Genomic DNA, 24486 nt, shown 5'->3' on the forward strand with positions numbered 1-24486 from the left:
CTCAGACGATGGGGTCATGCACGGTCACCAGCTTGGTGCCGTCGGGAAAGGTCGCCTCGACCTGAACGTCGTGGAGCATCTCGGCCACGCCCTCCATTACCTGCGCCCGCCCCAGTACTTCACGGCCCAGGCTCATCAGCTCGGCGACACTGCGCCCATCACGGGCGCCTTCGAGCACAGCGGCGCTGATCAGCGCCACCGCCTCCGGGTAGTTGAGCCTCAAGCCACGGGCCAGCCGCCGCTCGGCCAGCAACGCTGCGGTGAACAACAGCAGTTTGTCTTTCTCTCTTGGGGTCAGCTCCATGGCCTCTCTCTCAGGTGGCCCAGATGCGCGGCGGGCACGGCGCCAGGCCGAGGACAGCCGGACGCAGCAGGTGCCAGAGGCGCTGCAGGGTGGATTGCAGGTGTTGGTTGTCATGGTCGAGCAGGCGGATCACCAGCAAGGGCCCCAGCAAGGTGGCGCCAGCAGGATTGCCCAAGCCCTCCAGTGCCTGGCGCACGCGCTCGAGCAGCGCTGGATTGGCGGGCGCTGCGCAAAACGTAGCGACCAGCGGGTAGCCGCCAAGCTTGTCCAACCCCCCGGCTTCGATGCGCAGCCGCTCCTGCAGCCCAGGGTCATCTGCCAGTTCGATGCACAGGCTGCTGTCGAGTGCGCCCTGCTCGAAGCGCTCGCCCATGACCGGTCGCCCCAGGCACAGGGTTTCCCAGGCCAGCAACCGTGCACCGGGCTCGAGCGTGAAGCGGCTATCGAGCCTGGCTCGCGCGCCACTGAAGAAGATGCTGTCCTGGGGCAGCCATTCCAGCGTGCTGCCCGCCGCCAGGTGGAACCGCTGCGTGAGCCGTGCCGTAGGCCCGATGCTGCGGTAGAACTTGCTCGCCCCCGGCATGGTCAGCAGTGCGTGGCTGCCAGGTTCTAGATGAACCTCCAATTCCAGCCGGTCACCGGCGACGATGCCACCTGGCGGATGCAGGACATAGACATGACAGGGTGCACCTTCGGGATGGAACGGACGCTGCACCAAAAGAGGACCGAAGTGCCGTCGCGCACCAAGGCGGGTCACCCCTTCGCACTGGATGAAGCGCAGTTGGAGACAGGCGCTCCAGCCAGGTTGCTGCTCGAGTTGTTCCTTGCGCTGCGCCAACGACATCCACAAGCCCCCGAAAACACGCGGCCTTGCGGCCGTGAAGCGGGTCAGAAGCAGCGCTGGATGCCCTGCAGGCCTGACCACTTGATCAAATTCTTTGGCAGGGACATAGCAGGTAACGGGCCAACTCTTCGCTTGAGGCTGGATGAAAAGATTCAGCGCACCGCGTCGTCGCAAGGGCTGACCAGCCGGTCGCCCGTCTGGGCAATTCATGACTGGACGTTTCGGATCCGCGGCGGATGTATTATCGTGGCGAGGTGCGCATATAAAAGCAGCCTGAGCGATCAGGCCCTAGGCAATACAAGAGGGTGTCATGAGTAACGAGAGCATTAACTGGGACAAGCTGGGCTTCGACTATATCAAGACCGACAAGCGCTACCTGTCCGTATGGCGCAACGGCGAGTGGGACAAAGGCACCCTGACCGAAGACAACGTGCTGCACATCAGTGAAGGCTCCACCGCCCTGCACTATGGCCAGCAATGCTTCGAAGGCCTGAAGGCCTATCGTTGCAAGGACGGCTCGATCAATCTGTTCCGCCCTGACCAGAACGCCGCCCGCATGCAGCGCAGCTGCGCCCGACTGCTGATGCCGCAAGTGCCGACCGATGTGTTCATCGAGGCCTGCAAGCAAGTGGTCAAGGCCAACGAGCGCTTCGTACCACCGCACGGCAAAGGCGCCCTTTACCTGCGTCCGTTCGTCATCGGCACCGGCGACAACATCGGCGTGCGCACCGCGCCGGAGTTCATCTTCTCGATCTTCGCCATCCCGGTCGGCTCGTACTTCAAAGGCGGCATGAAACCGCACAACTTCACCATCTCCAGCTATGACCGCGCCGCCCCGCAAGGTACCGGCGCCGCCAAGGTCGGTGGCAACTATGCGGCCAGCCTGATGCCAGGTGCCGAAGCGAAGAAGAACAACTTCGCCGATGCCATCTACCTGGACCCGCTGACCCACAGCAAGATCGAGGAAGTCGGTTCGGCCAACTTCTTCGGCATCACCAAGGACAACGAGTTCGTCACCCCGAAATCGGCCTCCGTCCTGCCGGGCATCACCCGTCTGTCGCTGATGGAACTGGCCGCCTCGCGCCTGGGCCTTAAAGTGGTCGAAGGCGATGTCGAGATCAACAACCTCGATCGCTTCGTCGAAGCCGGGGCCTGCGGTACCGCCGCAGTCATCACGCCGATCGGCGGGATCGAGTACAACGGCAAGCTGCACGTCTTCCACGACCTGGAAAAAGTCGGCCCTGTCACCCAGAAGCTCTACAACGAGCTGACCGGCATCCAGAGCGGCGACGTCGAAGCGCCAGCCGGCTGGATCGTCAAGGTCGCCTGAGGCTCCGTCCTCCCTTGAAAAACGGGGCATGCCAGCAATGGCATGCCCCGTTTTCATTTTCCATACCCGCCTTTGGCGGTGCGCCCGTTCACCAAGGTCAAAGGGGGATCTCGGCCCCGCAGACTCAGGCCGATCAGGTCTTGATGCAACAAATGAATTTTTCTTAAATCGCGCAATGTCTATTCTTTGGCACAATCAAGCCTCCAATCGCTGCCCAGGTACTAGCATGCCCCGCGTACTGACCATCGAAGACGACGCCGTCACCGCCCAGGAGATCGTCGCCGAACTGTCCAGCCATGGCCTGGAAGTGGACTGGGCCGACAATGGCCGTGAAGGCCTGTCCAAGGCCATCGGTGGAGGCTACGACCTGATCACCTTGGATCGCATGTTGCCCGAGGTCGATGGGTTGACCATCGTCACTACCCTGCGCAACCTCAAGATCGCCACCCCTATCCTGATGATCAGCGCCCTCTCCGATGTCGACGAGCGCGTGCGCGGCTTGCGCGCCGGCGGCGACGACTACCTGACCAAGCCGTTCGCCTCCGACGAGATGGCCGCACGGGTCGAAGTACTGCTGCGCCGCAACAGCGTGCCGGTGACCCAGACCCGCCTGCAGGTCGCCGACCTCGAGTTGGACCTGATCAGCCACGAAGCGCGCCGCGGCGAGCAGACCCTCAACCTGCTACCCACCGAATACAAGCTGCTGGAATACCTGATGCGCCATGCCGGCCAGGTCATCACCCGGATGATGATTTTCGAAGAAGTCTGGGGCTACCACTTCGACCCTGGCACCAACCTGATCGACGTGCACATCGGTCGCCTGCGCAAGAAGATCGACCCGCCTGGCCAGAACCCGCTCATCCGTACCGTGCGGGGCTCCGGCTATGCCATTGCCGAACCCGTCTAAGGGCTGGAGCTCCTCCACCAGCCGCCTGCTGGCGCTGTACAGCTTCCTGTTCGTGGCCTGGAGCAGCATCCTCATGGGGGTGCTGTACTTCGAGGTCTCAAGCTACCTGAACAAGCTCACCCGCCACTCCATGCTGCAACGCCAGCACCTGTTCTCCCACATGAGTGGCAAGCAGCTCGACGATGCGCTGATCGCAAGCCAGGCGTTCGAGGAGCGCGGTTTCGACGCCTACGGCCTGTTCGACGCCCAGCTCAACCCCATTGGCGGGCGTGTGCGCTTCATCCCACCGGAGCTCGGGCTCGATGGCGAAGTCCACGAACTCAAGCGATGCCTGGATGCCGACGACCCACACCTGCCCCGCGACAGCTGCGACGCCGTGGCGATCCGCATCAAGGATGGACGCTGGTTGGTGCTGGTCCGCGACAACGGCTCGCTGTTCGTGGTTACACGGATCATCCTGCATGCCTTGCTCTGGGGCATCTCCCTGACCTTGATCCCCGGTTTCGCCGGTTGGTACCTGCTGCGCAGGCGACCGCTCAAACGTATCAGGGCGATCCAGGCCCAGGCCGAGCTGATCGTCGCAGGTGACCTCACCCATCGCCTACCGCTGTCGGCGCGGCGTGACGAGCTGGACATGCTGGCGGCCATCGTCAATGCCATGCTCGACCGCATCGAACGGTTGATGCACGAGGTCAAGGGTGTTTGTGACAACATCGCCCATGATCTGCGCACGCCGCTCACTCGCCTGCGTGCGCAGCTTTACCGGATCCGCCAGCAAGGCGGTGACAACGCGCCCGAGGCCCAGGCCTTGGAGCAGGCAATTGCCGAGACCGACACGCTGATGGCGCGCTTTCGCGGACTGTTGCGCATCAGCGAACTGGAAGACCGTCAGCGCCGCGCCGGGTTCGTCGAACTCGATCCCCACGCCTTGCTGCTGGAGCTCTTCGACTTCTACCTGCCGCTGGCCGAAGATGGTGGCATCCGCCTGACCCTGGAGCAGCCCGTGCAGTTGCCGGCGCTGCACGGGGACCGGGAACTGCTGTTCGAGGCGCTGGCCAATCTGGTGGGTAACGGCATCAAGTTCACACCGGAGGGTGGACAGGTACGGATCCAGGCGCGTGAGTATGCCAGCGGCCTGTATATCGCCATCGAGGACAGTGGACCGGGGATTCCGGAGCAAGAGCGCGCGGCAGTGTTGAAGCGTTTCTATCGCAGTGAGGAAGGCCATCGCCACCCGGGGTTCGGGCTGGGGCTGTCGATAGTCGCGGCGATCGTCGACCTGCATGGGTTCCGGCTGGAGGTGGGAAGCAGCGAGCTGGGCGGGGCGAAGCTGACGCTGCATTGCCCGTTGGCGGGGCCAGCCAAGTAACGACTGGGGCCGCCTTGCGGCCCTTCGCGGGTTGACCCGCGAAAAGCTGCAAAAAGCAGCCCCAATCAACGCATCGATCAGTCAGCCAGGCGCCAGGTGGTACCGCCCTTGCCGTCTTCCAGGACCACGCCCATGGCGGTCAGCTGGTCACGGATACGGTCGGACTCGGCCCAGTTCTTGTCCGCACGCGCCTGCAAGCGCGCCTGGATCAGCGCTTCCACTTCAGCGGCGTCGACCTTGCCCTCAGCCCCGGCGCGCAGGAAGTCATCGGCGTCCAGTTGCAGTACACCCAGCACATCTCCCAGCTCACGCAGACGACCCGCAAGACCGGCAGCGGCCTCAGGATCGCTGTCACGCAGGCGGTTGATCTCGCGCACCAGGTCGAACAGCACGGCGCAGGCCTCCGGCGTACCGAAATCGTCGTTCATCGCCACGCTGAAACGCTCGACGAACTCCTCGCCTCCCTTGGCCTCGACACGCGGCAGACCACGCAGCGCGTGGTAGAAGCGCTCCAAGGCCCCCTTGGACTCACGCAGGCTGTCCTCGGAGTAGTTGATGGCGCTGCGATAGTGGCTGGCCACCAGCAGGTAGCGCACCACCTCAGGGTGATACTTGTCGAGCACATCACGGATGGTGAAGAAGTTGTTCAACGACTTGGACATCTTCTCGCCGTTGATACGGATCATGCCGCAGTGCATCCAGGCATTGGCGTAAGGCTTGCCGGTGGCCGCCTCGCTCTGGGCGATCTCGTTCTCGTGGTGCGGGAACTCCAGGTCGCTGCCGCCGCCGTGGATGTCGAAGCTCTCGCCCAGGCAGCAGGTGGACATGACCGAGCACTCGATGTGCCAGCCCGGACGGCCCGGCCCCCACGGCGACTCCCAGCTCGGCTCGCCCGGCTTGGCGGCTTTCCACAGGACGAAGTCCAGCGGGTCCTGCTTGGCTTCGCCCACTTCGATCCGCGCGCCGATGCGCAAGTCTTCGATCTTGCGCCGCGACAGCTTGCCGTAGCCGACGAACTTGCCGACCCGGTAGTACACGTCGCCATTGCCCGGTGCGTAGGCATAACCCTTGTCGATCAGGGTCTGGATCATTGCGTGCATGCCGGGGATATGGTCGGTGGCGCGCGGCTCCTGATCCGGCGGCAGAATGTTCAGACGGCGCTCGTCTTCGTGCATGGCATCGATCATGCGCGCGGTCAGCTCATCGAAGCGCTCGCCGTTGTCATTGGCGCGGTTGATGATCTTGTCGTCGATGTCGGTGATGTTGCGCACATAGGTCAGCTCGTAGCCGCTCTTGCGCAGCCAACGGGTGATCAGGTCGAAGGCGACCATGCTGCGGCCGTGGCCCAGGTGGCAATAGTCGTACACGGTCATGCCGCACACGTACATGCGCACCTTGTTGCCGTCCAGGGGCTTGAAGGCTTCCTTGGTCTTGCTCAGGGTGTTGTAGATGGTAAGCACGGCGATTCCTTAGCTGCCCCAGGAGTCACGCAGGGTGACGGTGCGGTTGAACACCGGACGGCCCGGCTGGCTGTCCTTGAGGTCGGCGCAGAAGTAGCCTTCGCGCTCGAACTGGAAGCGGTCCTCAGGCGCGGCCTGGGCCAGCGACGGCTCGGCGCGGCAGCCGGTCAGCACCTGCAGCGAATCCGGGTTGATGTTGTCCAGGAAGCTGCCGCCCTCCTCGGTCTTCTCCGGGTTCGGCGAACGGAACAGGCGGTCGTACAGGCGCACCTCGCACTCCACGCTGCCTTCGGCCGGAACCCAGTGGATCACGCCCTTGACCTTACGGCCCTCGGGGTTCTTGCCCAGAGTGTCCGGATCATACGAGCAGCGCAGTTCGACGATATTGCCGTCGGCATCCTTGATGGCCTCGTCGGCACGGATCACGTAGCTGCCGCGCAGACGCACCTCGCCAGCAGGCTCCAGGCGCTTGTAGCCTTTGGGCGGCTCTTCCATGAAGTCGTCACGGTCGATGTACAGCTCACGGGAGAACGGCAGCACGCGCACGCCCATGTCTTCTTTCGGATGGCGCGGCAGTTCGAGTTGCTCGACCTTGCCTTCCGGGTAATTGGTGATCACCACCTTCAGCGGACGCAGCACGCACATGGCGCGCGGCGCGGTGCGGTCGAGGTCGTCACGGATGCTGAACTCGAGCATGGACATGTCGACCACGCCGTCGGAGCGGTTGGTGCCGATCATCTCGCAGAAGTTGCGGATCGAGGCCGGCGTGTAGCCGCGGCGGCGGAAGCCCGACAGGGTCGACATGCGCGGGTCGTCCCAGGCATCGACGTGCTTTTCGTCAACCAGTTGCTTGAGCTTGCGCTTGGAAGTGATGGTGTAGTTGAGGTTCAGACGGCTGAACTCGTACTGGCGCGGGCGCGCCGGCACCGGCAGTTTGTCCAGGAACCAGTCGTACAACGGACGGTGGCTTTCGAACTCCAGGGTGCAGATCGAATGGGTGATGCCCTCGATGGCGTCCGATTGACCGTGGGTGAAGTCGTAGTTGGGGTAGATGCACCACTTGTCGCCGGTCTGGTGATGGTGGGCATGACGGATGCGGTACAGGATCGGGTCGCGCAGGTTCATGTTAGGCGACGCCATGTCGATCTTGGCGCGCAGCACACGCTCGCCATCCTTGAACTCGCCGGCCTTCATGCGCGCGAACAGGTCGAGGTTTTCCTCGACGCTGCGGTCGCGGAACGGGCTGTTGCGGCCCGGCTCGGTCAGGCTGCCGCGGTATTCCTTGGCTTGCTCAGGGGTGAGGTCGCAGACATAGGCATCGCCCGATTTGATCAGCTCCACGGCCCAGTCGTGCAATTGATCGAAGTAGTCCGAAGCGTAGCGCACCGGGCCTGCCCACTCGAAGCCCAGCCATTTGACGTCACGCTGGATGGAGTCGATGTACTCCTGGTCTTCCTTGGCCGGGTTGGTGTCGTCGAAACGCAGGTGGCAGACGCCCCCGAACTCCTGGGCCAGCCCGAAGTTCACGCAAATCGACTTGGCGTGGCCGATGTGCAGGTAACCGTTGGGCTCCGGCGGGAAACGGGTGACGATGCTGCTGTGCTTGCCCGAGTCCAGATCGGCCTGGACGATCGGCCGCAGGAAGTTTGCAGGGACGGCGGGGGCGCCTTTGGCAGCGGCGTTGGGCGCGTTTTCGGCAGTGGGCTTGCTCATAGGATCCTTGAATGCTGGTATCCGGCCTGGGTAGGCCGATTGAATCAAAGGGCCTATCATAGCCGAAGCAGTCAAGCTGCTGACAGCCGGGCACCGACAAACTGGCGCGATTTGTCGCAAGCCATGCAAAATGGCCGACGCGCGCCTTGTGTCGCAGTCGCCCGATCCTGCGTCAGGTGACAGTACGCGCCCTGCGCAGCCCATTTTCCGAATGCCTTTCAAAGAGCGAATTCAGCATGTCCAAAGTCAAACTGAGCACCAACCACGGCGACATCGTCCTGCAACTGGACGGCGAAAAGGCACCGAAAACCGTCGAAAACTTCGTTCAGTACGTCAAGGACGGTCACTACAACGGCACCGTGTTCCACCGCGTGATCAACAACTTCATGATCCAGGGTGGTGGTTTCGAAGCGGGCATGAAGCAAAAGCCAACCCGTTCCCCGATCCAGAACGAAGCCGACAACGGTCTGAAGAACGCCAAGTACAGCATTGCCATGGCCCGCACCATGGAACCGCACTCCGCCTCGGCGCAGTTCTTCATCAACGTCGCCGATAACGATTTCCTCAACCACAGCGGCAAGAACGTCCAAGGCTGGGGCTACGCCGTGTTCGGCGAAGTGATCGAAGGCCGTGACGTGGTCGACGCGATCAAAGGCGTCGCCACCGGTTCCAAGGCCGGCCATCAGGACGTGCCGAAGGACGACGTGATCATCGAGAAAGCCGAGATCATTGAGTGATTCTGCTGATCTCCGATCTGCACCTGCAAGAAGAACGCCCGGACATAACCCGGGCGTTTCTTGATCTGCTCGACGGCCGTGCCCGGCATGCCAAGGCGCTGTACATCCTCGGCGACTTCTTCGAAGCCTGGATCGGCGACGATGCCATGACGCCTTTCCAGCAGTCGATCTGCCAGGCCCTGCGTCGGCTAAGCGACAGCGGCACGGCGATCTACCTGATGCACGGCAACCGCGACTTCCTCATCGGCCAAGCCTTCTGCGAAGCGGCGGGCTGTACTCTGCTGGCTGACCCCAGCGTGGTGCAACTCGGTGGCGATCCGGTGTTGTTGATGCATGGCGACACCCTGTGCACCCGCGACCTGGCCTACATGAAGCTGCGTCGCTACCTGCGCAACCCGCTGAGCCTGTGGATCCTGCGTCACCTGCCGCTGTCCACTCGGCAGAAGCTGGCGCGTAAGCTGCGCAGCGAAAGCCGGTCGCAGACACGCATGAAGTCCACCGAGATCGTCGACGTCACACCCGAGGAAGTTCCCAAGGTGATGGCAGCCCATGGCGTGCGCACCCTGGTGCATGGCCATACCCACCGGCCAGCGCTTCACAAGCTGGTGGTCGAAGGGCAGCCGGCTCGACGCATCGTGCTGGGTGACTGGGACCGCCGTGGCTGGGCCTTGCAGGTCGATGACCAGGGCTTCCAGCTGGCCCCGTTCGACTTTCCTTGATTCGGGGCCGTCGTGATGGGGCGCCAAGCGCCCCTTCTTGACTCAATGACCTGCGCCGGCCACCACAGCCTGGTCCCCCTCGCTGATCACATACTGGCGATACTGCGGATCAGCCTTGATCTGCGCCTCGGTGAACGGTATCGGTGCCAAGCGCTTGGCAGAGAACGCACGGGTCTGGTCACTGGCATAGGGCGATGCGGCCTCGCTTGACTGTGAAAACGCCAGCAACCCAAGCGCCTGCGGCCCCTGCCGGGTGAAGCTGACCAGCTGCAGATAGCTGGTGCCACTGACGACCTGCTGTTTGCCCGCTCCCGCAGGGACACTGTACATCGCGTTGTACACCCCAAGCTCCTGAGGCCCACCCGGCACAGGTGTGCCATCGGCGGACTGCTGAATCTGTCCCCATTGGCGATCGACACTCACACCCGCCTCATCCAACCGTGCCAACGAAGCCAGCGCTGCTTCATGTACACGCTTACTCACCGACGCTTGCTCCACCGCCAAGCCGCGCGGTGTATGCTGCGGATCGACCGGATCGAAGGCTACACGCCAGCTTTCAGGATGCTCTGCCATCGCCTCGACGATGTTGGCAAAGTGCAGAAGGCCCACGCCGCTGTCCAGGTCGGCCTTGCCATTCCAGGCGCCCAGACTTGCGCACACCGCTTGCACATCGGATGGCGCCACCTGGCACCAGGCCAGCAGGTCCGGGAGCACGAGATTAGCGGCATACACCTCATCATCCAGCACCATGCGTTGCAGCTCGGCCATCCCGAGTTTGCCGGGCCCTTGCAGGCGCTGCAGGGCAAAGCGGCTGCGCAGGCCCAGCGGCTGACCTTCGCGGCTGACCAACGGTGAGTAACCAGTCAAGGGTTGCGCAGGGTTGGCAAGCCAGGCCGGGTCGTTGGAGTTCTGCACGAAGTCGCGGCGCTCCAGGCTTGGCAGTAGCCGCGCCGGGAAGATGCCGGGTTGAGCAGCTTGCACATCGGTCTTCCATTGGCACACGCTGCGCGAGCCATCCAGCACTACCAGTGGCTCGGTTGCTGCCGGATCGCCGCAGCGCGCCAGCAACGCCTGGTCCACATAAGGCACCACCGACTGATTCAGATACGCAGCACGCCCCCCGGCATCGACAGCCAGGGTGTTGACCCATGGAACGCCTTGGATCTGCCCCACCGCCTGTTTGAGGCGGTCCAGGCTGTCGGCACGGTTGATCGCATCCCACTGCTGCAACACCCGGGTGTTCTCCAGGTTCGCGTCGCGCAGGCTATAGGCGTGTTGCCGGTCCCAGTCCAGCCGGCCAGGCCACTGCACCACCGGACCGAAGCTCGAGGTATAGACGTGTCGCTGGACTCGCTGCAGTTGGCCATCCTCACCCTTGACCGTCACGCTCAAGGTCTGGCGGGTCAGTGGCACGGACTTGCCATCGAGCAGATAGCGAGTGGGGTCCTTCGGGTCGAGTTGCAGGCGGTACAAGGTGAAGTGCTTGGACGTATCGACGGTATGGGTCCAGGCCAGGTGGCGGTTGAAGCCGATATTGATCAATGGCAATCCCGGCAATGCGGCGCCCATGACATCCAACTGCCCCGGGATGGTCAGCTGCATCTGATAAAAACGCATGCCTCCCTCCCATGGGAAGTGTGGATTGGCCAGCAACAGGCCGCCGCCGGTGGACGAACGCTCGGCGCCGACCGCTACCGCATTGCTGCCTCGGGCCGAGGCGAACTGCGCCTGGCGCGCCAAGGCGGCGCTGAAGTCCCGCCCCTCCCCTCGCTCGGCCGCTTGCGGCGGTGAGGCCGCCACCAGCGCCTCGACGAATTGACCGATGCCCCCCTCTGCCAACAACCGGCGGGTGAGCTTGGCCAGGTCCAGGCTGGTGATCGGCCGCAGCCAGTCGCCACTGCCGCATTCAACCGGCAGCCCCTGGCCCTTGCGCTCGGCAAGGGCGCGGTTGTAGCCCGCGGCATACCCCTCCAGCCGCTGACGCACCAGGTCTGGCTGGGCCTGGAGGAAGGCGTTGACCACCGAGTCGGTATTGAGCCAGGCGAAGAACGTATCGCTGTCGAGGTTCTCACGCTGCTCGATCGTCTTGCCCCGGGCACCGAAGTAGCGCGCGCGCTCACCATTGACGGTCAGCACTTCGTTGGCCAGCAGGCAAAGGTTGTCTTGGGCATAGGCATAACCGATGCCATACCCCAGGCTTCGTTCGTCCTTGGCCAGGATATGCGGGACGCCAAAAGTGGTCCGGCGGATCTGCGCCGATGCCTCGCCAGTGGCTTCAAGGGCTTGCGCGGCAAGGCCTGAGCTGAGCAGAACGGCTGCCAGCCCAAGGTGGTTCAGGTGACGCGGGAGTATGGACACGGGCACTCCTGGGATTGGAAGGGTCATCCCGATCAGACGAACAGCCCGGTGAAAATTTTACGCAAGACAACCCAGAGCGACGTCTTCAACACAAAGCAGCGATTTTTTTCGCCAAGGGCTGCAGTTTTGCCCATCTCATTCGTCTATTAAGTGAGGCACTCATGATTTCGGGACAGCCCACGAAAAGGAGCATTCACATGTACGACCCACAACCTGCGTTGCAGAGCGGCCCTCGCCTGGCCACGACCAGAGCGGTCGCGGGCGCCGAGGTGCGTGCCGGTAACGAGCAGATCCGCGAATTGCTGCGAACCTTTGGCCTGCGTACCAGCCTGATCCGCCTCAAAGTCATCGATGCCCTGCACGCCGCCGATCGCGACGGGCGCAGCATCGGGGTGCGCGGCGTCCATGCGCAGTTGGAACAGCTGGACATCCCACTGTCGTTTCTCAGCGTGCGCGAGGTGCTCAAGCGGCTGTGCGCCGAAGGCGTGATCAGCCTGGGCAACGACAAGTGCTACAGCCTCAACCCCGAGGCCCGGGCCGTGCTGGAGCAAGCCACCGCCCGTTGACCCCATGGCCGGCCGCGCTTGGCCGGCCCGCCTGCTTCAAGGCTTGGGCCCGACCTTGCGACGCAGGATTGCGTTGATCACCACCACGACTACGGCGATGGCGATGGCGATGTACTGGAAGGTCTGCTCGGTAATGGTCCCCTGCTTTTGCAGATAGGACAGGCCCAGCATGATGCCCAGCACCACCAGGATGATCAGGATCGAGTATTTCAAGCGTTGCACATGTGTCATCGAAGGTTCCTTGCGACATCAGGGACATATGGCTCGCGACGAGCCGAGGCCATGATACAACGTCCCCCCCATAGGCGGCGCTTTTGCATCTAGCCCTTCCCCGGCACTTGCATCATGGGGTGAAGGTAGGCTGACCCTCCGATGCGCAATGCAAACTGAAAATACGAGTCATCAAGGCCTTCAGGGCTTTGTTGACGCCACATCCTACGTATTCGACCCTCGCTGCCTGCACAACCTCACGCCAGAAGGCTACACCCGCCGATCCGCTTGGCGCCTAGCGACCCCACTCGTGGCTGCCGGAGAATCAAGCTCAGGCCGACGACGACTTCGCCCATTGAGGCAAAGCCCGCCCGCCTTTCGACATGGACCACCATGCCCTGCGCCTGCTTATTTCTCCGAGGAATCACCAATGGAACTGCCAGACCTCAATCGCATCGATATTTCCCAACTGCCTCACTCCCTGCAATCGCTGATCGAATGCATCGGCATAGAAAACGCCTACCGACTGACTTGCGCTTATGGCGGGCGCCCTAAATACATCCCCAAGCATCTGGAACGTACCAAGCTTGCCGATCTATTGCCTCCAGAGGCCTTGCAAAGCCTGATCAAGCGTTTTGCCGGTGTCGCCCTGGAAATTCCGAAGCCGGATCACTTCATGCGTCAACTGCGCAACCTGCAAATCAAACAGGAAAGTGCTGACGGTCTTTCGCGCAGTCTGTTGGCGGACAAGTACGGCTTGAGCTTGCGCCAGATCGGCAATATCCGCCGACAGGAAGATCACGCGAGCTGAGACCTGCTGGCCTAAGTGCCACAGCAGCACGAGGCCCAACTGTTTGAGCGCCTCTCAAAAGCAAAGCGCCCCACCCCTTGAAGGATGAGGCACTCGACACGTTTGCTGAAAGCTGTGAAGGGTTCAAAAATCGCGCTTGTAGAAGATATCCAAGGAACTGGCCAAGCCGCTGGCCGCTTCCAGGAAAACCCTTCTGCTCAGTTTGTAGCGCAACGCGATGGTATTGGCCGGCTCGAACACCCCGACGCCGTAGCGCAAGCTCAGCCGCTCGGTGATGTTACCGCTGGCCACCACGCTGGTGCTGTTGCCCGAGCCTTCGGAGCCTAGTTGGAAGTCCTCGATGCCGAGACTCGAGGCCAGGCCACCTGTCAATTCCTCCCCGCCCAGCAGGCCAAGCCCGAGGGCCGCCTGGGCCAGCATGTTGTTGTCTTCGCCCGTGGCAGTCAGAGGGCGGCCCAGTACCAGGTAGGACAGTGCCTGTTCCTGGCTCATGGCAGGCTCGGAAAACACCTTGGTGGTCGGCTGCTCGGCATTGCCACTGAGGCGAATGCCAGCGATGACGTCGTCGACCCGACGGATCGCTTCGATATCCAGGTACGGCTGGTCGATCGGACCGGCGAACAACAGCCGTGCCCGACGGATGATCAAGTTCTGGCCATATTTGCGGTAGCGACCGTCGGCCAGGCTGAGTTCACCGCGAGTATCCATGTTGTTGCCGATGTGCACATGCCCGAGCAGGTTGGCCGTCAGACCAAAGCCTTTGAACGACAGTTTGTCCTGCCCCACGTCCACATCGACGTCCATGGCGATCGCCATGGGCGGCGCACCTTCTTCGGTCTGATCGCCGACGATCACCGTGTCATCCGAAACCTTGACGGTCGATGGCGGCAATTCGCGCACAGTGATCTTGCCCTTGGGCACCTTCACCTTGCCAGCGACCGCCAGCTTGTCATCGACCAGCCGGATGGTCAGGTCTGGCGCAACTTCAAGAGCCGCATAGGGCTCGACGTTGACAGGCAATTGCTGGCCCCTCAAACGCAAATCCATGGCCAGGGCCTGGCCCCAGGTCAGGTTGCCCTCCAATTGGCCACGGCCGGCCTCGCCGCTTTGCCAATTGCCGTTCAGCTGTACCTGCTCACCGGCGATCAGCGCCTGCAGCGAAAGGTTCTTGAGGCTGACCGGCAACTGCGCTCCACTGACTTCGCCACCACTGAGCGCCAGGTTGCCGTTGACCTGCGGGCTCAACAGGGTGCCGGAAAAACGACCGCTGCCATTGAGCTGACCGGTGAGGCGCTCGACCATCGGCACGAAGGGACGCGCCACGGACAAGTCCAGGCCCGTCAGGCTGAAATCCCCTGACAGCGGCTTGTTCTTGCCCAGCGGGTCGATTCGGGTGCTCAGGCTCAGCTCACCCAGGCGCTCGCCGCGAAAATCCAGGCGGGTGTCGACCCGACGGGGAGCAAGGGTACTGTCCAGACGCAGCACCTGGTACGGGAAGTCGATCCAGCGGTCCTGGTCGCGAACCCGCAGGGTGCCGCCACTGGCATCGACGCGGATGTTGCCCTTGGGCCCGGCGTCTGGAATGTCCAGATTGATGTCTGCATTGAGCAGGCCCTGCCAGGCGAAATCCTTCGGCAACCACTGGGCCAGGCTGTCCAGCGGGAACTGCTTGAGGTGATAGCGCAGCCGCGGCTCGGGCATCAACCGCTGGTCCTCGCCACACAGGCTCGCCTGCCCGGCGCGCCAGCAATGGGTGCCCAGATCAAGCTGACCGCTGGCCAGGCGCTGCAGTTTTGCCGGAGCCTGCAAGCGCCAATCCTGGCCACCGGCCTGGATACGCCCGTCTGCCAGACGGCCGCGCCAGTCACCCTTGGCCAGTTGACCGTCCAATGCCAGATTCAGCTTGAGCTGCGGCCCGTCGAGCGCGAGGGTGACTGCTTGCTGGCGGATATCCCCTTTGCCGTTGATGTCCAGATTGCCCAAGGCCGTTTCGTCCAGGCGGATATTGCCAGCTTTCAAGGTAACCAGGGCGCGTTGCGCGCTGTCTAGCTTGGCGTCGAGGTCCAGGCGTTGGATCCGATTCTGCGCCTGGCCAAGTTGTTGTCCTTGGAGGGTCAAGGTCCCTTGCGGCGCTTGTAATGTACCGGCGACATCCAGGCGGCCATTCACCCGCCCTTGAAGGTGCGGCCAGAGCTGGCCCAGGCGTGGCAGATCGAGATCGATGCGACCGGCCAAGCGCTGTTGCAGGCTGCCACTGCCATTGATGCGGTTATCGCCCAACTGCACGGCAAGAGTTGCGAGTGTCCAGCGCTCGTCCGCACCGTCGGCCTCCACCTTGAGCACGGCGGGTTGCCCCCGCAAGCGCCCCTTGAGATCAAGCTGAGCCTGCACCTGCAGGTGCTCGTTCTTCAGCTCGCCTTTGCTGCGCAGGGGCCCGCCCAGGGAGCCTGGCATCTCCGCCAGCCAGAACGCAGGGTCCAGCGCTGACAGTTGCACATCCACATCCCAGGCCAGTGTGTCGGCGAATCGAACGGCAACACTACCGGCAGCCTTGCCCTGCCCGGCCGTCAAGGCAAACTGCGGCAAGCGCACCTGGCTCAGGTCGCCCTCGAAGGGGCTGGCCACGTTGAACGTTCCGGCGGGGCCGTCGAGGTCACCCTTGAAGTCACCTTTGTAATTGCCGTCTCGGTATTGCACCTGGGCATTGAAGCGTTTGAGGGTAACCTGAGGTGGCTCCTCCAAGGGATAGAGGCGCAACCAAGGAAAATCCTGCCAGTCGATGCGGGCGTCGGCCTCAAGCCCTTTTTGCCAGTCGGCGCTGGCCTGCAGCTTGACCCGTTGGGTCTCGCTGGCGTTGAGGTCCAGCGCATCCAGGCGAGCGCCCTTGGCATCCACCTGCCCGCCCAGTACCAGGCCAATGGGGCCTTGTTCGGCAGGCAGGCTGGCGGAACCTGCCAGGCGATAGCCCTTGAGCAGATCGCCCGTGGCGTCGAGACGCAGTTGGTTTAGTTGAAGGGTGTCGGGCAATGATGCCGAAGGCTTGAAGCCATCGGCGCGAAGGCTCAGGGTAGCCGGTAGGTGTTCAGCCAATGCCTGCAACTCGCCGCTCAGGCGGGCATCGAGGTAGCCACTGCTGATGGCTTCGAGCGTCAAGGTCTTCTGCAATTCACCCTTGGCTGTCAGCGCCAGCTGCCAGGGCTTACCGTCCACGGCGGGTAACTGCACGGTGCCGGCCACTTGCAACGGCCAATCGCCTTCAGGCTGAAGATCGCCCTGCAGGTTCAGGTGCAAGTCGTCCCGTTGCAGTTGCAAGGTGTCGATGCGCAGGCCGCCGACAGTCCAGTGCGCAGCCAGTTGCAGGTCACCCAGCAGGTCGTTGCCGTCCAGGCGCAATTGCCCGACTTTGACCTCACCCAGCTCGATGGCGATCGGCAGACGCAAGGCGGGCAGTTGCAATGGCCCGCTGTCTGCCGCTGCCTCTGCGGGCGCAAAGGCCATGTCGATACGCTCGGCCTGCAGGCGGTCCACGCACAGTGTGGCGCGCAACAGGCAGGCTGGCGACCACGTCAACCGTGGCGCCTGCACTTCGATCCGGTTGTCGCCATCGGCCCAGACCAGTCGGCTGGCCTGCCAGTTGCTGCCCAGGCGTCCCTCGAAATCGTTGACCTCAAGCCCCGGCACACGCCCCAGTGCCCAGCGGCTGCCCATCTCCGAGCCCAACAGCAGGCCTAGGGCCAAGGCAATGAGCAGCAGCAACGCCAGCAATGTCAGAAGGATGGGTTTGAACACACGAGTCACAGCTCAGGCCCCATGGAGAAATGCAAGCGGAAACCACCGTCCTCATCCAGCGCTCGGGCCAGGTCCAGGCGCAACGGCCCGACCGGCGAAACCCAGCGTACGCCGATGCCGACGCCTGTCTTGAGGCTGGGCAGTTCCAGCGTATTGAATGAATTGCCTTGGTCGATGAACGTCGCCACACGCCACTTTTCGGCGACTGAGTACTGGTACTCGGCGCTGCCTGCCACCAAGTAGCGGCCGCCGATTCGGTCGCCGTCGCTGTTTTTCGGAGACAAGCTCTGGTAGTCGTAGCCGCGCACGCTCTGGTCGCCACCTGCGAAAAAGCGCAACGAAGGCGGGATGTTCTGTTTGTAGCCATTGGTAGCGCTACCGCCGAACTGCACACGGCCAAGCAGGCGGTGGCGCTGGCCGAGGGTGGTCAGGCCCTTGAGCAGCACGTTCCCGTGCAGCAGGTTGGTGTCGGACACCAGCCCTTCTTTTGCCCCTTGCAGGTCGAACTGCAGCCGGTAGCCGTTGTGCGGATCGATGCGGTTGTCGCTACGCAGGTAGGAGAAACTGACCCCGGGCATCAACAGGTTGCTCAACCCCGAATCATCACCCAAGCGGTACTCTTCGCGCTGGTACTTGAGCGAGACGACCCGCTGCCAACCGCTGGGCAGCTTGCTGTGCCACTCTGGGCCCACGGTCAGCAGTTTACTCAGGGTGTCGGTTCCGGCGATCTCCTCGTTTTGGTAACCGCCGGCAAAGCGCAGCTTGTCGGTCAGCGGTGGGTCCAGAGGCACGTCGTACCACAGACCGACGTTTTGCCGCGGCGCGGACAGCTCGGTTTCCCAGCCATAGCTGTGCCCTTCGGCATTGACCCAATGACGGGTCCAGTTGGCCTTGCCGCGTGGCCCGACGTCGGTCGAGAACCCCAGGCCCAGCCCCATGGTACGAGGCTTACGGGTTTGCAGGTGAACGTCCACCGGGATTTCCTCATTGACCGCCGCGGTCGGCGCCGCGTCGACGCGTACGCCTTCGAAATAGCCACTCGATTGGAGGTCGTTGTTGAGCTCGGCGATCAGCTCGGAATCATAGGGTGTGCCAGGTTTGAAGGAGACCATGCGCTGCAGCAGGTCGTTGTCCAAGGGCGTATCGCCGCCGAACGTGACAGCCCCCATGCGGTAGCGGGGACCACTTTGGTAGATGAGTTCGATATCGGCCACGCCCGCCTGGGGGTCGACCGACAGGCGCTGACGGGTGAAGTGGCCGCTGAAGAAACCATAACGCGATGCCTGGTTCTGGATCAGACGCTTGGCGTCTTCGTAGACCCCGTGGTTGAGTGGCTCGCCTGGGCGCAACGCCTTGCTGTCGGGAATGCGAAATGCCCTGAGCTCGCTGGCCGGGCCTTCGATACGCACGGTGACGTTGCGCAAGTGCACAGGCTCGCCGGGCTCGATGCTGATGATCAGTTGCGGGGGATGGTCCTTGTCGCTCGGTGGCTTGACCTCGGTGTCGATCTGCGCCTGGTAGTAGCCCAGGGCCTGGGCGGCCTTGCGCGCCTGCTCCTGAGCACCACGACTGAAGCGTAGCAAGGCTTCTTCGTCACGGTTGCCGAGGCTGCCAATGTAGTTTTCGATATTGCTCTTGAGCGCTTTGTTGGCCGGTTTTACCTGCACCTTCAATTCGCTCTGGGCCCATGCTGCGGTACTGGCGGCCCAAAAAATCAGGCCCCAGGTTAGTCTTCCTGAATACGTCATGGGGCGAATGCTACCAGAGGCGACCCGTTCAGGGTGCCGCTTGTCGAACGTCTTACCCAATCGCAGTCTCCACGTACATCGGGTTGGGACGCATGAAAACGCGCTCACGGATCGGCCCTACCGCAATTTCACCCACCTCCTGATAGCCCACACGCTGGTAGAACGCCAGAAAATGAGCATTTCCAGTATTGAGCACCACGCCTTGGCTCTGCGGGTCTTCGCTGCACCAGTCATGAACAGCTTGTAACAATTGTTCACCATAACGTTGCCTCTGGTACCGAGGATGCACGCCCACCAGCGACAGCACATGCACCCTGCCCGGCGGCAAGGCACTGGACAGCGCCGCTTGGTAATCCAGGTAACGCCGGGTGCAGCGTATGCCTGTGCCGAGGATCATGCGCAGACGCCAGGCCCAACTGTCGGTCACCCCCAGGCGCCGCAGCGAAGGTGCAATCAGCGCCAGACCGACCAAACGATCGTCCACCAGCAAGCCGATGGCTGGCAGTTGAAGGTAGAAGTGCTGTCGCACCCATTCACGCAGCATCATTCGAAGACGCCGCTCATACCCTGGGCGCTGGGCCTCGAAGACATAGGCGAGCGTGGGATCGTGACGATAAGCGTGATAAAGGAGCGAGCGCACCTCGCGGTGGTATCCATCATCGAGCAGACAGACACAGGCCGAGGCAGCAGTGACGTCGGGCATTGCAGGTGATCCTCCTGGAACGGACTTGGACGGGCCGGTAAACGCCTTGAGTGTATCGTTTCAGCTGCCTTGGCACGTTAGCAGCCAGGGCCATAGGGTGCCATGCTGGTGGTGGTCGCCGATGTCAGCTAGCATCCCTGCTTTTATCAGGATTATCTTTCAATGAAGATCGTCTCGTTCAACATCAATGGTTTACGCGCGCGCCCCCATCAACTGGCGGCGCTGATCGACAAGCACCAGCCGGATGTAATCGGCCTGCAGGAAACCAAAGTCAGCGACGATCAGTTCCCGTTGGCCGAGGTACAGGCCCTGGGCTATCACGTGCACTATCACGGCCAGAAAGGCCACTACGGCGTCGCCCTGCTCTCGCGTCGGGAGCCTCTGTCGTTGTTCAAAGGCTTTGCCAGCGACGAGGAGGATGCGCAACGGCGTTTCATCTGGGGCACCTTTGCCGATGCACAGGGCACCCCCATCACTGTCATGAACGGTTATTTCCCGCAGGGAGAAAGCCGAGATCACCCCACCAAGTTTCCGGCCAAGCAACGGTTCTATGGTGACTTGCAGGCATTGCTCGAAAGCCAGTTCAGCAGCGAGCAACCCTTGCTGGTGATGGGCGACATGAACATTTCGCCCCAAGACTGCGATATCGGTATCGGGCCTGACAACGCCAAGCGCTGGCTGCGCACGGGCAAATGCAGTTTCCTGCCTGAGGAGCGTGAATGGATGGAGCGGCTCAAGGGCTGGGGATTGGTCGACAGCTTCAGGCATTTGCATCCTGAGGTGGATGACCGGTTCAGTTGGTTCGACTATCGCAGCCGGGGGTTCGAGGATGAGCCCAAGCGGGGGCTGCGCATCGACTTGATCATGGCGTCGCAGGGGTTGGTGTCGCGGCTCAAGGCGGCTGGGGTCGATTATGAGTTGCGGGGAATGGAGAAGCCTTCGGATCATGCGCCTATTTGGTTGGAGTTGGGGTGAGGGGCTTGGGCTTGGGCTTTCAGGCTGTGTGAATATCCGGGTTTGGTGGTGGCGCCACCGGCGCTTTTCGCCTTTACGGCGACCTACTTTTGCTCTTGGGCAAAAGTAGGCAAAAACCGCTGGCTCCCACATCCGGCCCCTGCGCTGCGCTCCGGGGTCCCCTCGCTGCGGTGTCTTGCGGGGCTCTTTCTCGGTCACTTGCTTGACCGCTTCGATCTTGAATTCTTCGGGGTAACGCTGACGACTCATGGCACCTCCTATTTGGGCCTCATTATGAGGCTTGGAGGTGTCTACGAAACCAGGGGCGATTCAGACCACATCATCCAGATAGAGCTGGCATAGCTCATTGAGTCTCGCCCCGGTGTACAGGCCGAGCAGTGGCAGCCAGTACTTGTGCGGCTGAGCTGAGTTGGCTGATGCGTAAACCTGCTTCGAGAACAGACGGCGCAGATCGTCCTCGCTGAAGACGCTGCGCTCCTCGCTGACCTTGCCGCGCTTTCTGACTCGAAGCCCATCGAACGGGTTGCGCTCGCAGTAGCCCTCACGGATGGCATAGGAGAAAAGGTCGTCAGGTTCTTCACGTAGTTGTTGAACGTGGTGAGGCTGATCGTGCTGATGGCAGTCTCGATGATCTGCTCCAGCGATTGTCCCTCGGGAAGCTGATTCATCCTCGGCGGCAGCTTGAGTGCCACCTCTCGGAACTTGCGGGCATCCTGGCGAGTGATGAGATCGACCGGCAAATCACCCACGATCCGAGTCATTAGCTCAGCCACGGAACGCTTGTCGGATAGCGTCTTCGCAGCCAAGCCTTCATGAGACTGCTGCTCCAGGCACTCCTGAACCACCTTAGAGAAGCGTGGAGCGTTGCTTGGCGCATCCGCTATCAGCCTATCTGGCTGCCCCTGCTTGGCTCTTGAAGGGGCACTGCCGGGCTTCAGCGGCCCTCTCACCTTGCCTCCCTCCCCTAGCTCCAAAGGCTTCTGCGCAAGCGCAACCAACTGCTGCTGACGGAGCCACGCACCCCAACTAGCAACTCGCTTACCGCCCGCCTCCCAGGCACCACGCAGGGAGTCGAGGGATGGCCGAATGCCTTGAAACGCCTGGGTGTAGAGCTGCTGAACCTGAAGGAGCAATTCACGCCCACGGATCAAGGCTTCGCGCTTGCAGCGTGTCTGCAGCGAACGGCGGATCTCGGAACAAGGGAAAAGCGGACGGAGAACTCCAGGCACCACGATTCTGAAATAGAAGATCGAGTGTCGGGATAACCAGAGGTAAGAAGGGACGGAAAACACGGTGGATCACCCTATGGATCACTGGCGTGATCAGAGCGAAAAACCGTTAGAAATCAAGGAGATACGTCATGGAGGCGGCCCCACCAGCCACACCCCGGCACACGATGTTCCCGCTATGGCTGCTCCCTTCCGGGCCTGACCAGGTTAACGGGTAATCGTTGCGGGGGGACCGATGGGGCCACCACGACGGCTCGCCATGTGACGAGCCGCGCCATTGTACCGGTCTGGGGCGAAGTTACAACCTCTGCATCGAGAAAAAACCATCATTTCTCAATGACTTGTCCCCTCCGCTGGTCAGACGGCGATGCCGTGACCCTCAAGGAAGGCGACAAACGCTTCCTCATCCAGCACCTTGACACCTAGCTCGCTGGCCTTGGCGAGCTTGGAGCCCGCACCGGGCCCGGCGACGACGCAATGGGTCTTGCTGGAAACCGATCCTGCCACCTTGGCACCGAGGCTTTCCAGCTTGTCCTTGGCGATGTCACGGCTCATGCGTTCCAGGGTGCCGGTCAGCACCCAGGTCTGCCCGGCCAGGGGCAGCCCTTGCGCGACCCTCTTCTCGCTGGCCCAGTGCATGCCGAAGTCGAGCAGTTGCGCTTCAATGGCACGGGCCAGCTGCTGGTTGGCCTCGACTCTGAAGAACTCCCGCACCGCCTCGGCCTGCTTGGTGTTCAGAGCCTGGCGCAGGTCAATACCATCGGCTTCGATGATCTTGTCCAGGGTACCCAGCTTGTCCACCAGTTTTTCCGCGCCCGTCGGCCCAACCGAGGGGATATCGAGCTTGGCGATCATGCCCGCCAAGGTAGTACTGGCGGCGAACTCGGCCGCCAGTTCGCCCTCATCCTGCAACTGCATACCACTGTCGAGCAACTGCTGGATGACCTCACGGTTGTGGTCATCCTCGAAGAAGTTATGGATCTCGTAAGCGACTTCCAGGCCAATGTCAGGCAGATAGGTCAGCACCTGCGGCAGCGCCTTTTGCACCCGCGCCAGGCTGCCCAAGGAGCGGGCCAGGACTTTGGCGGTCTCCTCGCCGACATCCGGAATCCCCAAGGCGAAGATGAAGCGCGCAAGGCTGGGCTGCTTGCTGGCCTGGATCGCCTCCAGCAACTTGTTGCTGGACACTTCGGCAAAGCCCTCGAGCTCGACGATTTGCTCGAACTTAAGGTCGTACAGGTCGGCCGGAGAGCGGATCAATCCTTCGTCAACCAATTGCTCGACGCTCTTTTCGCCCAGGCCGTCGATATCCATGGCTCGGCGCGAAACGTAATGGATGATCGCCTGCTTGAGCTGGGCGGCACAGGCCAGGCGCCCTACGCAGCGGTAAACCGCGCCTTCACTGGTGGTCTCCTTGCCTTTGCTGCGCTTGACCAACTGGGTGCGCTCGACTTGCGAGCCACAGACCGGGCACTGACTGGGCACAACCACCGGACGGGCGTTGTCGGGACGGCGCTCGATCACCACCTGCATCACTTGCGGAATGACGTCACCGGCCCGACGGATGATCACGCTATCGCCAATCATCAGACCCAGGCGGGCGATTTCATCCATGTTGTGCAGCGTGGCGTTGGAGACCGTGACACCAGCCACCTTCACCGGCTTGAGCCGCGCCACGGGGGTGACGGCGCCAGTGCGGCCGACCTGGAACTCGACGTCGAGCACTTCGGTGAGTTCTTCCATGGCCGGGAACTTGTGGGCGATGGCCCAACGCGGCTCCCGGGCTCGAAAGCCCAGCTCGCGCTGGGCAGCCAGGCTGTTGACCTTGAACACCACACCGTCGATCTCGTAAGGCAGATCGTTGCGGCGGGCGCCAATGTCGCGGTAGTACGCCAAGCATTGCTCCACCCCTGCGGCATGGCGCAGCTCGCGACTGATGGGCAAGCCCCAGGTCTTGAGCTTCTCCAGGATACCGATATGGCTGTCGGCGATGGCCTCGGAGACCTGGCCCAGGCCGTAGCAGCAGAATTCCAGGGGACGGCTGGCGGTAATCTTGGAGTCCAGCTGGCGCAAACTGCCGGCAGCGGCGTTGCGCGGATTGGCGAAGGTCTTGCCGCCGCTCTCGGCCTGGGCGGCGTTCAGGCGCTCGAAGCCGGCCTTGCTCATGTACACCTCGCCGCGCACCTCAAGCACCGCCGGCCAGCCTTCGCCATGCAGCTTGAGCGGGATGTTGCGAACAGTACGCACGTTAGCGCTGATGTCCTCGCCCGTGGTGCCATCCCCCCGAGTGGCGCCCTGCACCAGTTGGCCGTCGCGATACAGCAGGCTGACTGCAAGGCCATCGAGCTTGGGCTCACAGCTGTAATCGACCGCGGCCTGCTCAGCGAACAGATCGCCGGCCGGCAGATCCAGCCCCTCCACCACGCGCCGATCGAAGTCGCGCAGGTCGTCTTCCTCGAAGGCATTGCCCAGGCTGAGCATAGGAATTTCGTGGCGCACCTGGCTGAACGCCGCCAGCGCCGCCCCGCCGACGCGCTGGGTTGGCGAATCGGGCGTCACAAGGTGCGGATACTCGGCCTCCAGCGCCTTGAGCTCGTTGAACAGACGGTCGTATTCGGCGTCAGGCACGCTCGGCTCGTCCAGCACGTAATAGCGGTAATTGTGCTGTTCGAGTTCGGCACGCAGTTCATGGATACGGTTTTCGGCGTTCATCG

19 protein-coding genes and 1 other RNA gene are annotated in these 24486 nt (G+C 62.5%); 8 read left to right on the forward strand and 12 right to left on the reverse strand.

What is annotated here, in order from left to right:
* Position 1: 1 nt before the first annotated feature.
* Positions 2-304: an urease subunit gamma gene (locus R6G97_RS20820; protein ID WP_043211330.1), complete on the reverse strand. Its 303-nt coding sequence runs from the start codon at positions 302-304 to the stop codon at positions 2-4.
* A gap of 10 nt (positions 305-314) precedes the next feature.
* Positions 315-1148: an urease accessory protein UreD gene (locus tag R6G97_RS20825; RefSeq protein WP_182940963.1), complete on the reverse strand. Its 834-nt coding sequence runs from the start codon at positions 1146-1148 to the stop codon at positions 315-317.
* Positions 1149-1458: 310 nt separating this feature from the next.
* On the opposite strand from R6G97_RS20825, the gene R6G97_RS20830 reads away from it, so the two are divergent.
* The 3 genes from R6G97_RS20830 (at position 1459) to R6G97_RS20840 (ending at position 4754) form a co-directional block, all read left to right on the forward strand.
* A complete protein-coding gene (locus R6G97_RS20830) occupies positions 1459-2478 on the forward strand; it encodes a branched-chain amino acid aminotransferase (protein WP_070574590.1) in 1020 nt (339 codons plus the stop codon).
* Between the two features lie 226 nt (positions 2479-2704).
* The gene (locus R6G97_RS20835; RefSeq protein WP_043211335.1) at positions 2705-3385 is read left to right on the forward strand and encodes a response regulator transcription factor; all 681 of its coding nucleotides are present in this window, start codon (positions 2705-2707) and stop codon (positions 3383-3385) included.
* Positions 3363-4754, forward strand: coding sequence for a sensor histidine kinase (locus R6G97_RS20840; protein WP_102082587.1), 1392 nt, complete (start codon positions 3363-3365; stop codon positions 4752-4754). Before R6G97_RS20835 ends, R6G97_RS20840 begins: the two co-directional genes overlap by 23 nt.
* A gap of 77 nt (positions 4755-4831) precedes the next feature.
* On the opposite strand, the gene cysS is transcribed toward R6G97_RS20840, so the two are convergent.
* Both cysS and R6G97_RS20850 read right to left on the reverse strand, forming a co-directional pair.
* A complete protein-coding gene (gene cysS / locus R6G97_RS20845; RefSeq protein WP_043211339.1) occupies positions 4832-6214 on the reverse strand; it encodes a cysteine--tRNA ligase in 1383 nt (460 codons plus the stop codon).
* A gap of 9 nt (positions 6215-6223) precedes the next feature.
* Positions 6224-7927 (reverse strand): glutamine--tRNA ligase/YqeY domain fusion protein, encoded by a 1704-nt coding sequence (locus tag R6G97_RS20850; protein WP_070574585.1) that lies wholly within the window; start codon positions 7925-7927, stop codon positions 6224-6226.
* A 236-nt stretch (positions 7928-8163) separates the two neighbouring features.
* Between R6G97_RS20850 and R6G97_RS20855 the strand changes: the two genes are divergently transcribed.
* Both R6G97_RS20855 and R6G97_RS20860 read left to right on the forward strand, forming a co-directional pair.
* Complete coding sequence (locus R6G97_RS20855) at positions 8164-8664, forward strand: peptidylprolyl isomerase (protein ID WP_043215507.1); 501 nt, start codon at positions 8164-8166, stop codon at positions 8662-8664.
* A complete protein-coding gene (locus R6G97_RS20860; protein WP_317847447.1) occupies positions 8661-9383 on the forward strand; it encodes a UDP-2,3-diacylglucosamine diphosphatase in 723 nt (240 codons plus the stop codon). Before R6G97_RS20855 ends, R6G97_RS20860 begins: the two co-directional genes overlap by 4 nt.
* Positions 9384-9425: 42 nt before the next feature.
* On the opposite strand, the gene pvdQ is transcribed toward R6G97_RS20860, so the two are convergent.
* Entirely contained in the window at positions 9426-11741 is a 2316-nt protein-coding gene (gene pvdQ, locus R6G97_RS20865) for a bifunctional acylase PvdQ (RefSeq protein ID WP_317847448.1), read from the reverse strand.
* A 197-nt stretch (positions 11742-11938) separates the two neighbouring features.
* On the opposite strand from pvdQ, the gene R6G97_RS20870 reads away from it, so the two are divergent.
* On the forward strand, positions 11939-12307 hold the full coding sequence (locus R6G97_RS20870) for a fe2+ zn2+ uptake regulation protein (RefSeq protein WP_043215512.1): 369 nt from the start codon (positions 11939-11941) through the stop codon (positions 12305-12307).
* Between the two features lie 36 nt (positions 12308-12343).
* Here R6G97_RS20870 and R6G97_RS20875 read toward each other — a convergent pair whose 3' ends face one another.
* Positions 12344-12538 carry a hypothetical protein gene (locus tag R6G97_RS20875; RefSeq protein WP_043215515.1) on the reverse strand — a complete coding sequence of 65 codons (195 nt, stop codon included), beginning with the start codon at positions 12536-12538 and terminating at the stop codon, positions 12344-12346.
* 409 nt (positions 12539-12947) lie between these two features.
* Here R6G97_RS20875 and R6G97_RS20880 point away from each other — a divergent pair, with 409 nt between their 5' ends.
* Positions 12948-13328 (forward strand): Mor transcription activator family protein, encoded by a 381-nt coding sequence (locus R6G97_RS20880; RefSeq protein ID WP_043215517.1) that lies wholly within the window; start codon positions 12948-12950, stop codon positions 13326-13328.
* 123 nt (positions 13329-13451) lie between these two features.
* On the opposite strand, the gene R6G97_RS20885 is transcribed toward R6G97_RS20880, so the two are convergent.
* The 3 genes from R6G97_RS20885 to R6G97_RS20895 are packed head-to-tail and all read right to left on the reverse strand — an operon-like array spanning position 13452 to position 19568.
* Positions 13452-17126: a translocation/assembly module TamB domain-containing protein gene (locus R6G97_RS20885; RefSeq protein WP_317847449.1), complete on the reverse strand. Its 3675-nt coding sequence runs from the start codon at positions 17124-17126 to the stop codon at positions 13452-13454.
* The gene (locus R6G97_RS20890) at positions 17123-18865 is read right to left on the reverse strand and encodes an autotransporter assembly complex protein TamA (RefSeq protein ID WP_090342285.1); all 1743 of its coding nucleotides are present in this window, start codon (positions 18863-18865) and stop codon (positions 17123-17125) included. The genes R6G97_RS20885 and R6G97_RS20890 overlap by 4 nt, the downstream gene beginning before the upstream one ends.
* A 52-nt stretch (positions 18866-18917) precedes the next feature.
* Complete coding sequence (locus R6G97_RS20895) at positions 18918-19568, reverse strand: GNAT family N-acetyltransferase (protein ID WP_317847450.1); 651 nt, start codon at positions 19566-19568, stop codon at positions 18918-18920.
* Between the two features lie 162 nt (positions 19569-19730).
* On the opposite strand from R6G97_RS20895, the gene xthA reads away from it, so the two are divergent.
* Positions 19731-20543: an exodeoxyribonuclease III gene (xthA, locus tag R6G97_RS20900; protein ID WP_043215524.1), complete on the forward strand. Its 813-nt coding sequence runs from the start codon at positions 19731-19733 to the stop codon at positions 20541-20543.
* Between the two features lie 290 nt (positions 20544-20833).
* Here xthA and R6G97_RS20905 read toward each other — a convergent pair whose 3' ends face one another.
* The 3 genes from R6G97_RS20905 to ligA form a co-directional block, all read right to left on the reverse strand.
* Positions 20834-21835: a DUF6538 domain-containing protein gene (locus R6G97_RS20905; protein WP_317847451.1), complete on the reverse strand. Its 1002-nt coding sequence runs from the start codon at positions 21833-21835 to the stop codon at positions 20834-20836.
* Between the two features lie 78 nt (positions 21836-21913).
* An RNA gene (gene ffs / locus R6G97_RS20910) (signal recognition particle sRNA small type) lies at positions 21914-22010 on the reverse strand.
* Between the two features lie 119 nt (positions 22011-22129).
* Positions 22130-24484: an NAD-dependent DNA ligase LigA gene (gene ligA, locus R6G97_RS20915; protein ID WP_043215539.1), complete on the reverse strand. Its 2355-nt coding sequence runs from the start codon at positions 24482-24484 to the stop codon at positions 22130-22132.
* Between the last annotated feature and the right edge of the window lie 2 nt (positions 24485-24486).

It is taken from the genome of Pseudomonas sp. HTZ2 (assembly GCF_033173945.1).
In the GTDB taxonomy this organism is placed as follows: Bacteria; Pseudomonadota; Gammaproteobacteria; order Pseudomonadales; family Pseudomonadaceae; genus Aquipseudomonas; species Aquipseudomonas guariconensis.

What these genes read in the sequence shown, in the direction of transcription:
- R6G97_RS20875 (WP_043215515.1), bottom strand. Translation starts at nt 12,538, where the DNA reads ATGACACATGTGCAACGCTTGAAATACTCGATCCTGATCATCCTGGTG.
- R6G97_RS20835 (WP_043211335.1), top strand. Translation starts at nt 2,705, where the DNA reads ATGCCCCGCGTACTGACCATCGAAGACGACGCCGTCACCGCCCAGGAG.
- R6G97_RS20820 (WP_043211330.1), bottom strand. Translation starts at nt 304, where the DNA reads ATGGAGCTGACCCCAAGAGAGAAAGACAAACTGCTGTTGTTCACCGCA.
- R6G97_RS20880 (WP_043215517.1), top strand. Translation starts at nt 12,948, where the DNA reads ATGGAACTGCCAGACCTCAATCGCATCGATATTTCCCAACTGCCTCAC.
- R6G97_RS20825 (WP_182940963.1), bottom strand. Translation starts at nt 1,148, where the DNA reads ATGTCGTTGGCGCAGCGCAAGGAACAACTCGAGCAGCAACCTGGCTGG.
- R6G97_RS20895 (WP_317847450.1), bottom strand. Translation starts at nt 19,568, where the DNA reads ATGCCCGACGTCACTGCTGCCTCGGCCTGTGTCTGTCTGCTCGATGAT.
- ligA (WP_043215539.1), bottom strand. Translation starts at nt 24,484, where the DNA reads ATGAACGCCGAAAACCGTATCCATGAACTGCGTGCCGAACTCGAACAG.
- R6G97_RS20840 (WP_102082587.1), top strand. Translation starts at nt 3,363, where the DNA reads ATGCCATTGCCGAACCCGTCTAAGGGCTGGAGCTCCTCCACCAGCCGC.
- R6G97_RS20830 (WP_070574590.1), top strand. Translation starts at nt 1,459, where the DNA reads ATGAGTAACGAGAGCATTAACTGGGACAAGCTGGGCTTCGACTATATC.
- R6G97_RS20850 (WP_070574585.1), bottom strand. Translation starts at nt 7,927, where the DNA reads ATGAGCAAGCCCACTGCCGAAAACGCGCCCAACGCCGCTGCCAAAGGC.
- R6G97_RS20870 (WP_043215512.1), top strand. Translation starts at nt 11,939, where the DNA reads ATGTACGACCCACAACCTGCGTTGCAGAGCGGCCCTCGCCTGGCCACG.
- R6G97_RS20855 (WP_043215507.1), top strand. Translation starts at nt 8,164, where the DNA reads ATGTCCAAAGTCAAACTGAGCACCAACCACGGCGACATCGTCCTGCAA.
- R6G97_RS20890 (WP_090342285.1), bottom strand. Translation starts at nt 18,865, where the DNA reads ATGACGTATTCAGGAAGACTAACCTGGGGCCTGATTTTTTGGGCCGCC.
- xthA (WP_043215524.1), top strand. Translation starts at nt 19,731, where the DNA reads ATGAAGATCGTCTCGTTCAACATCAATGGTTTACGCGCGCGCCCCCAT.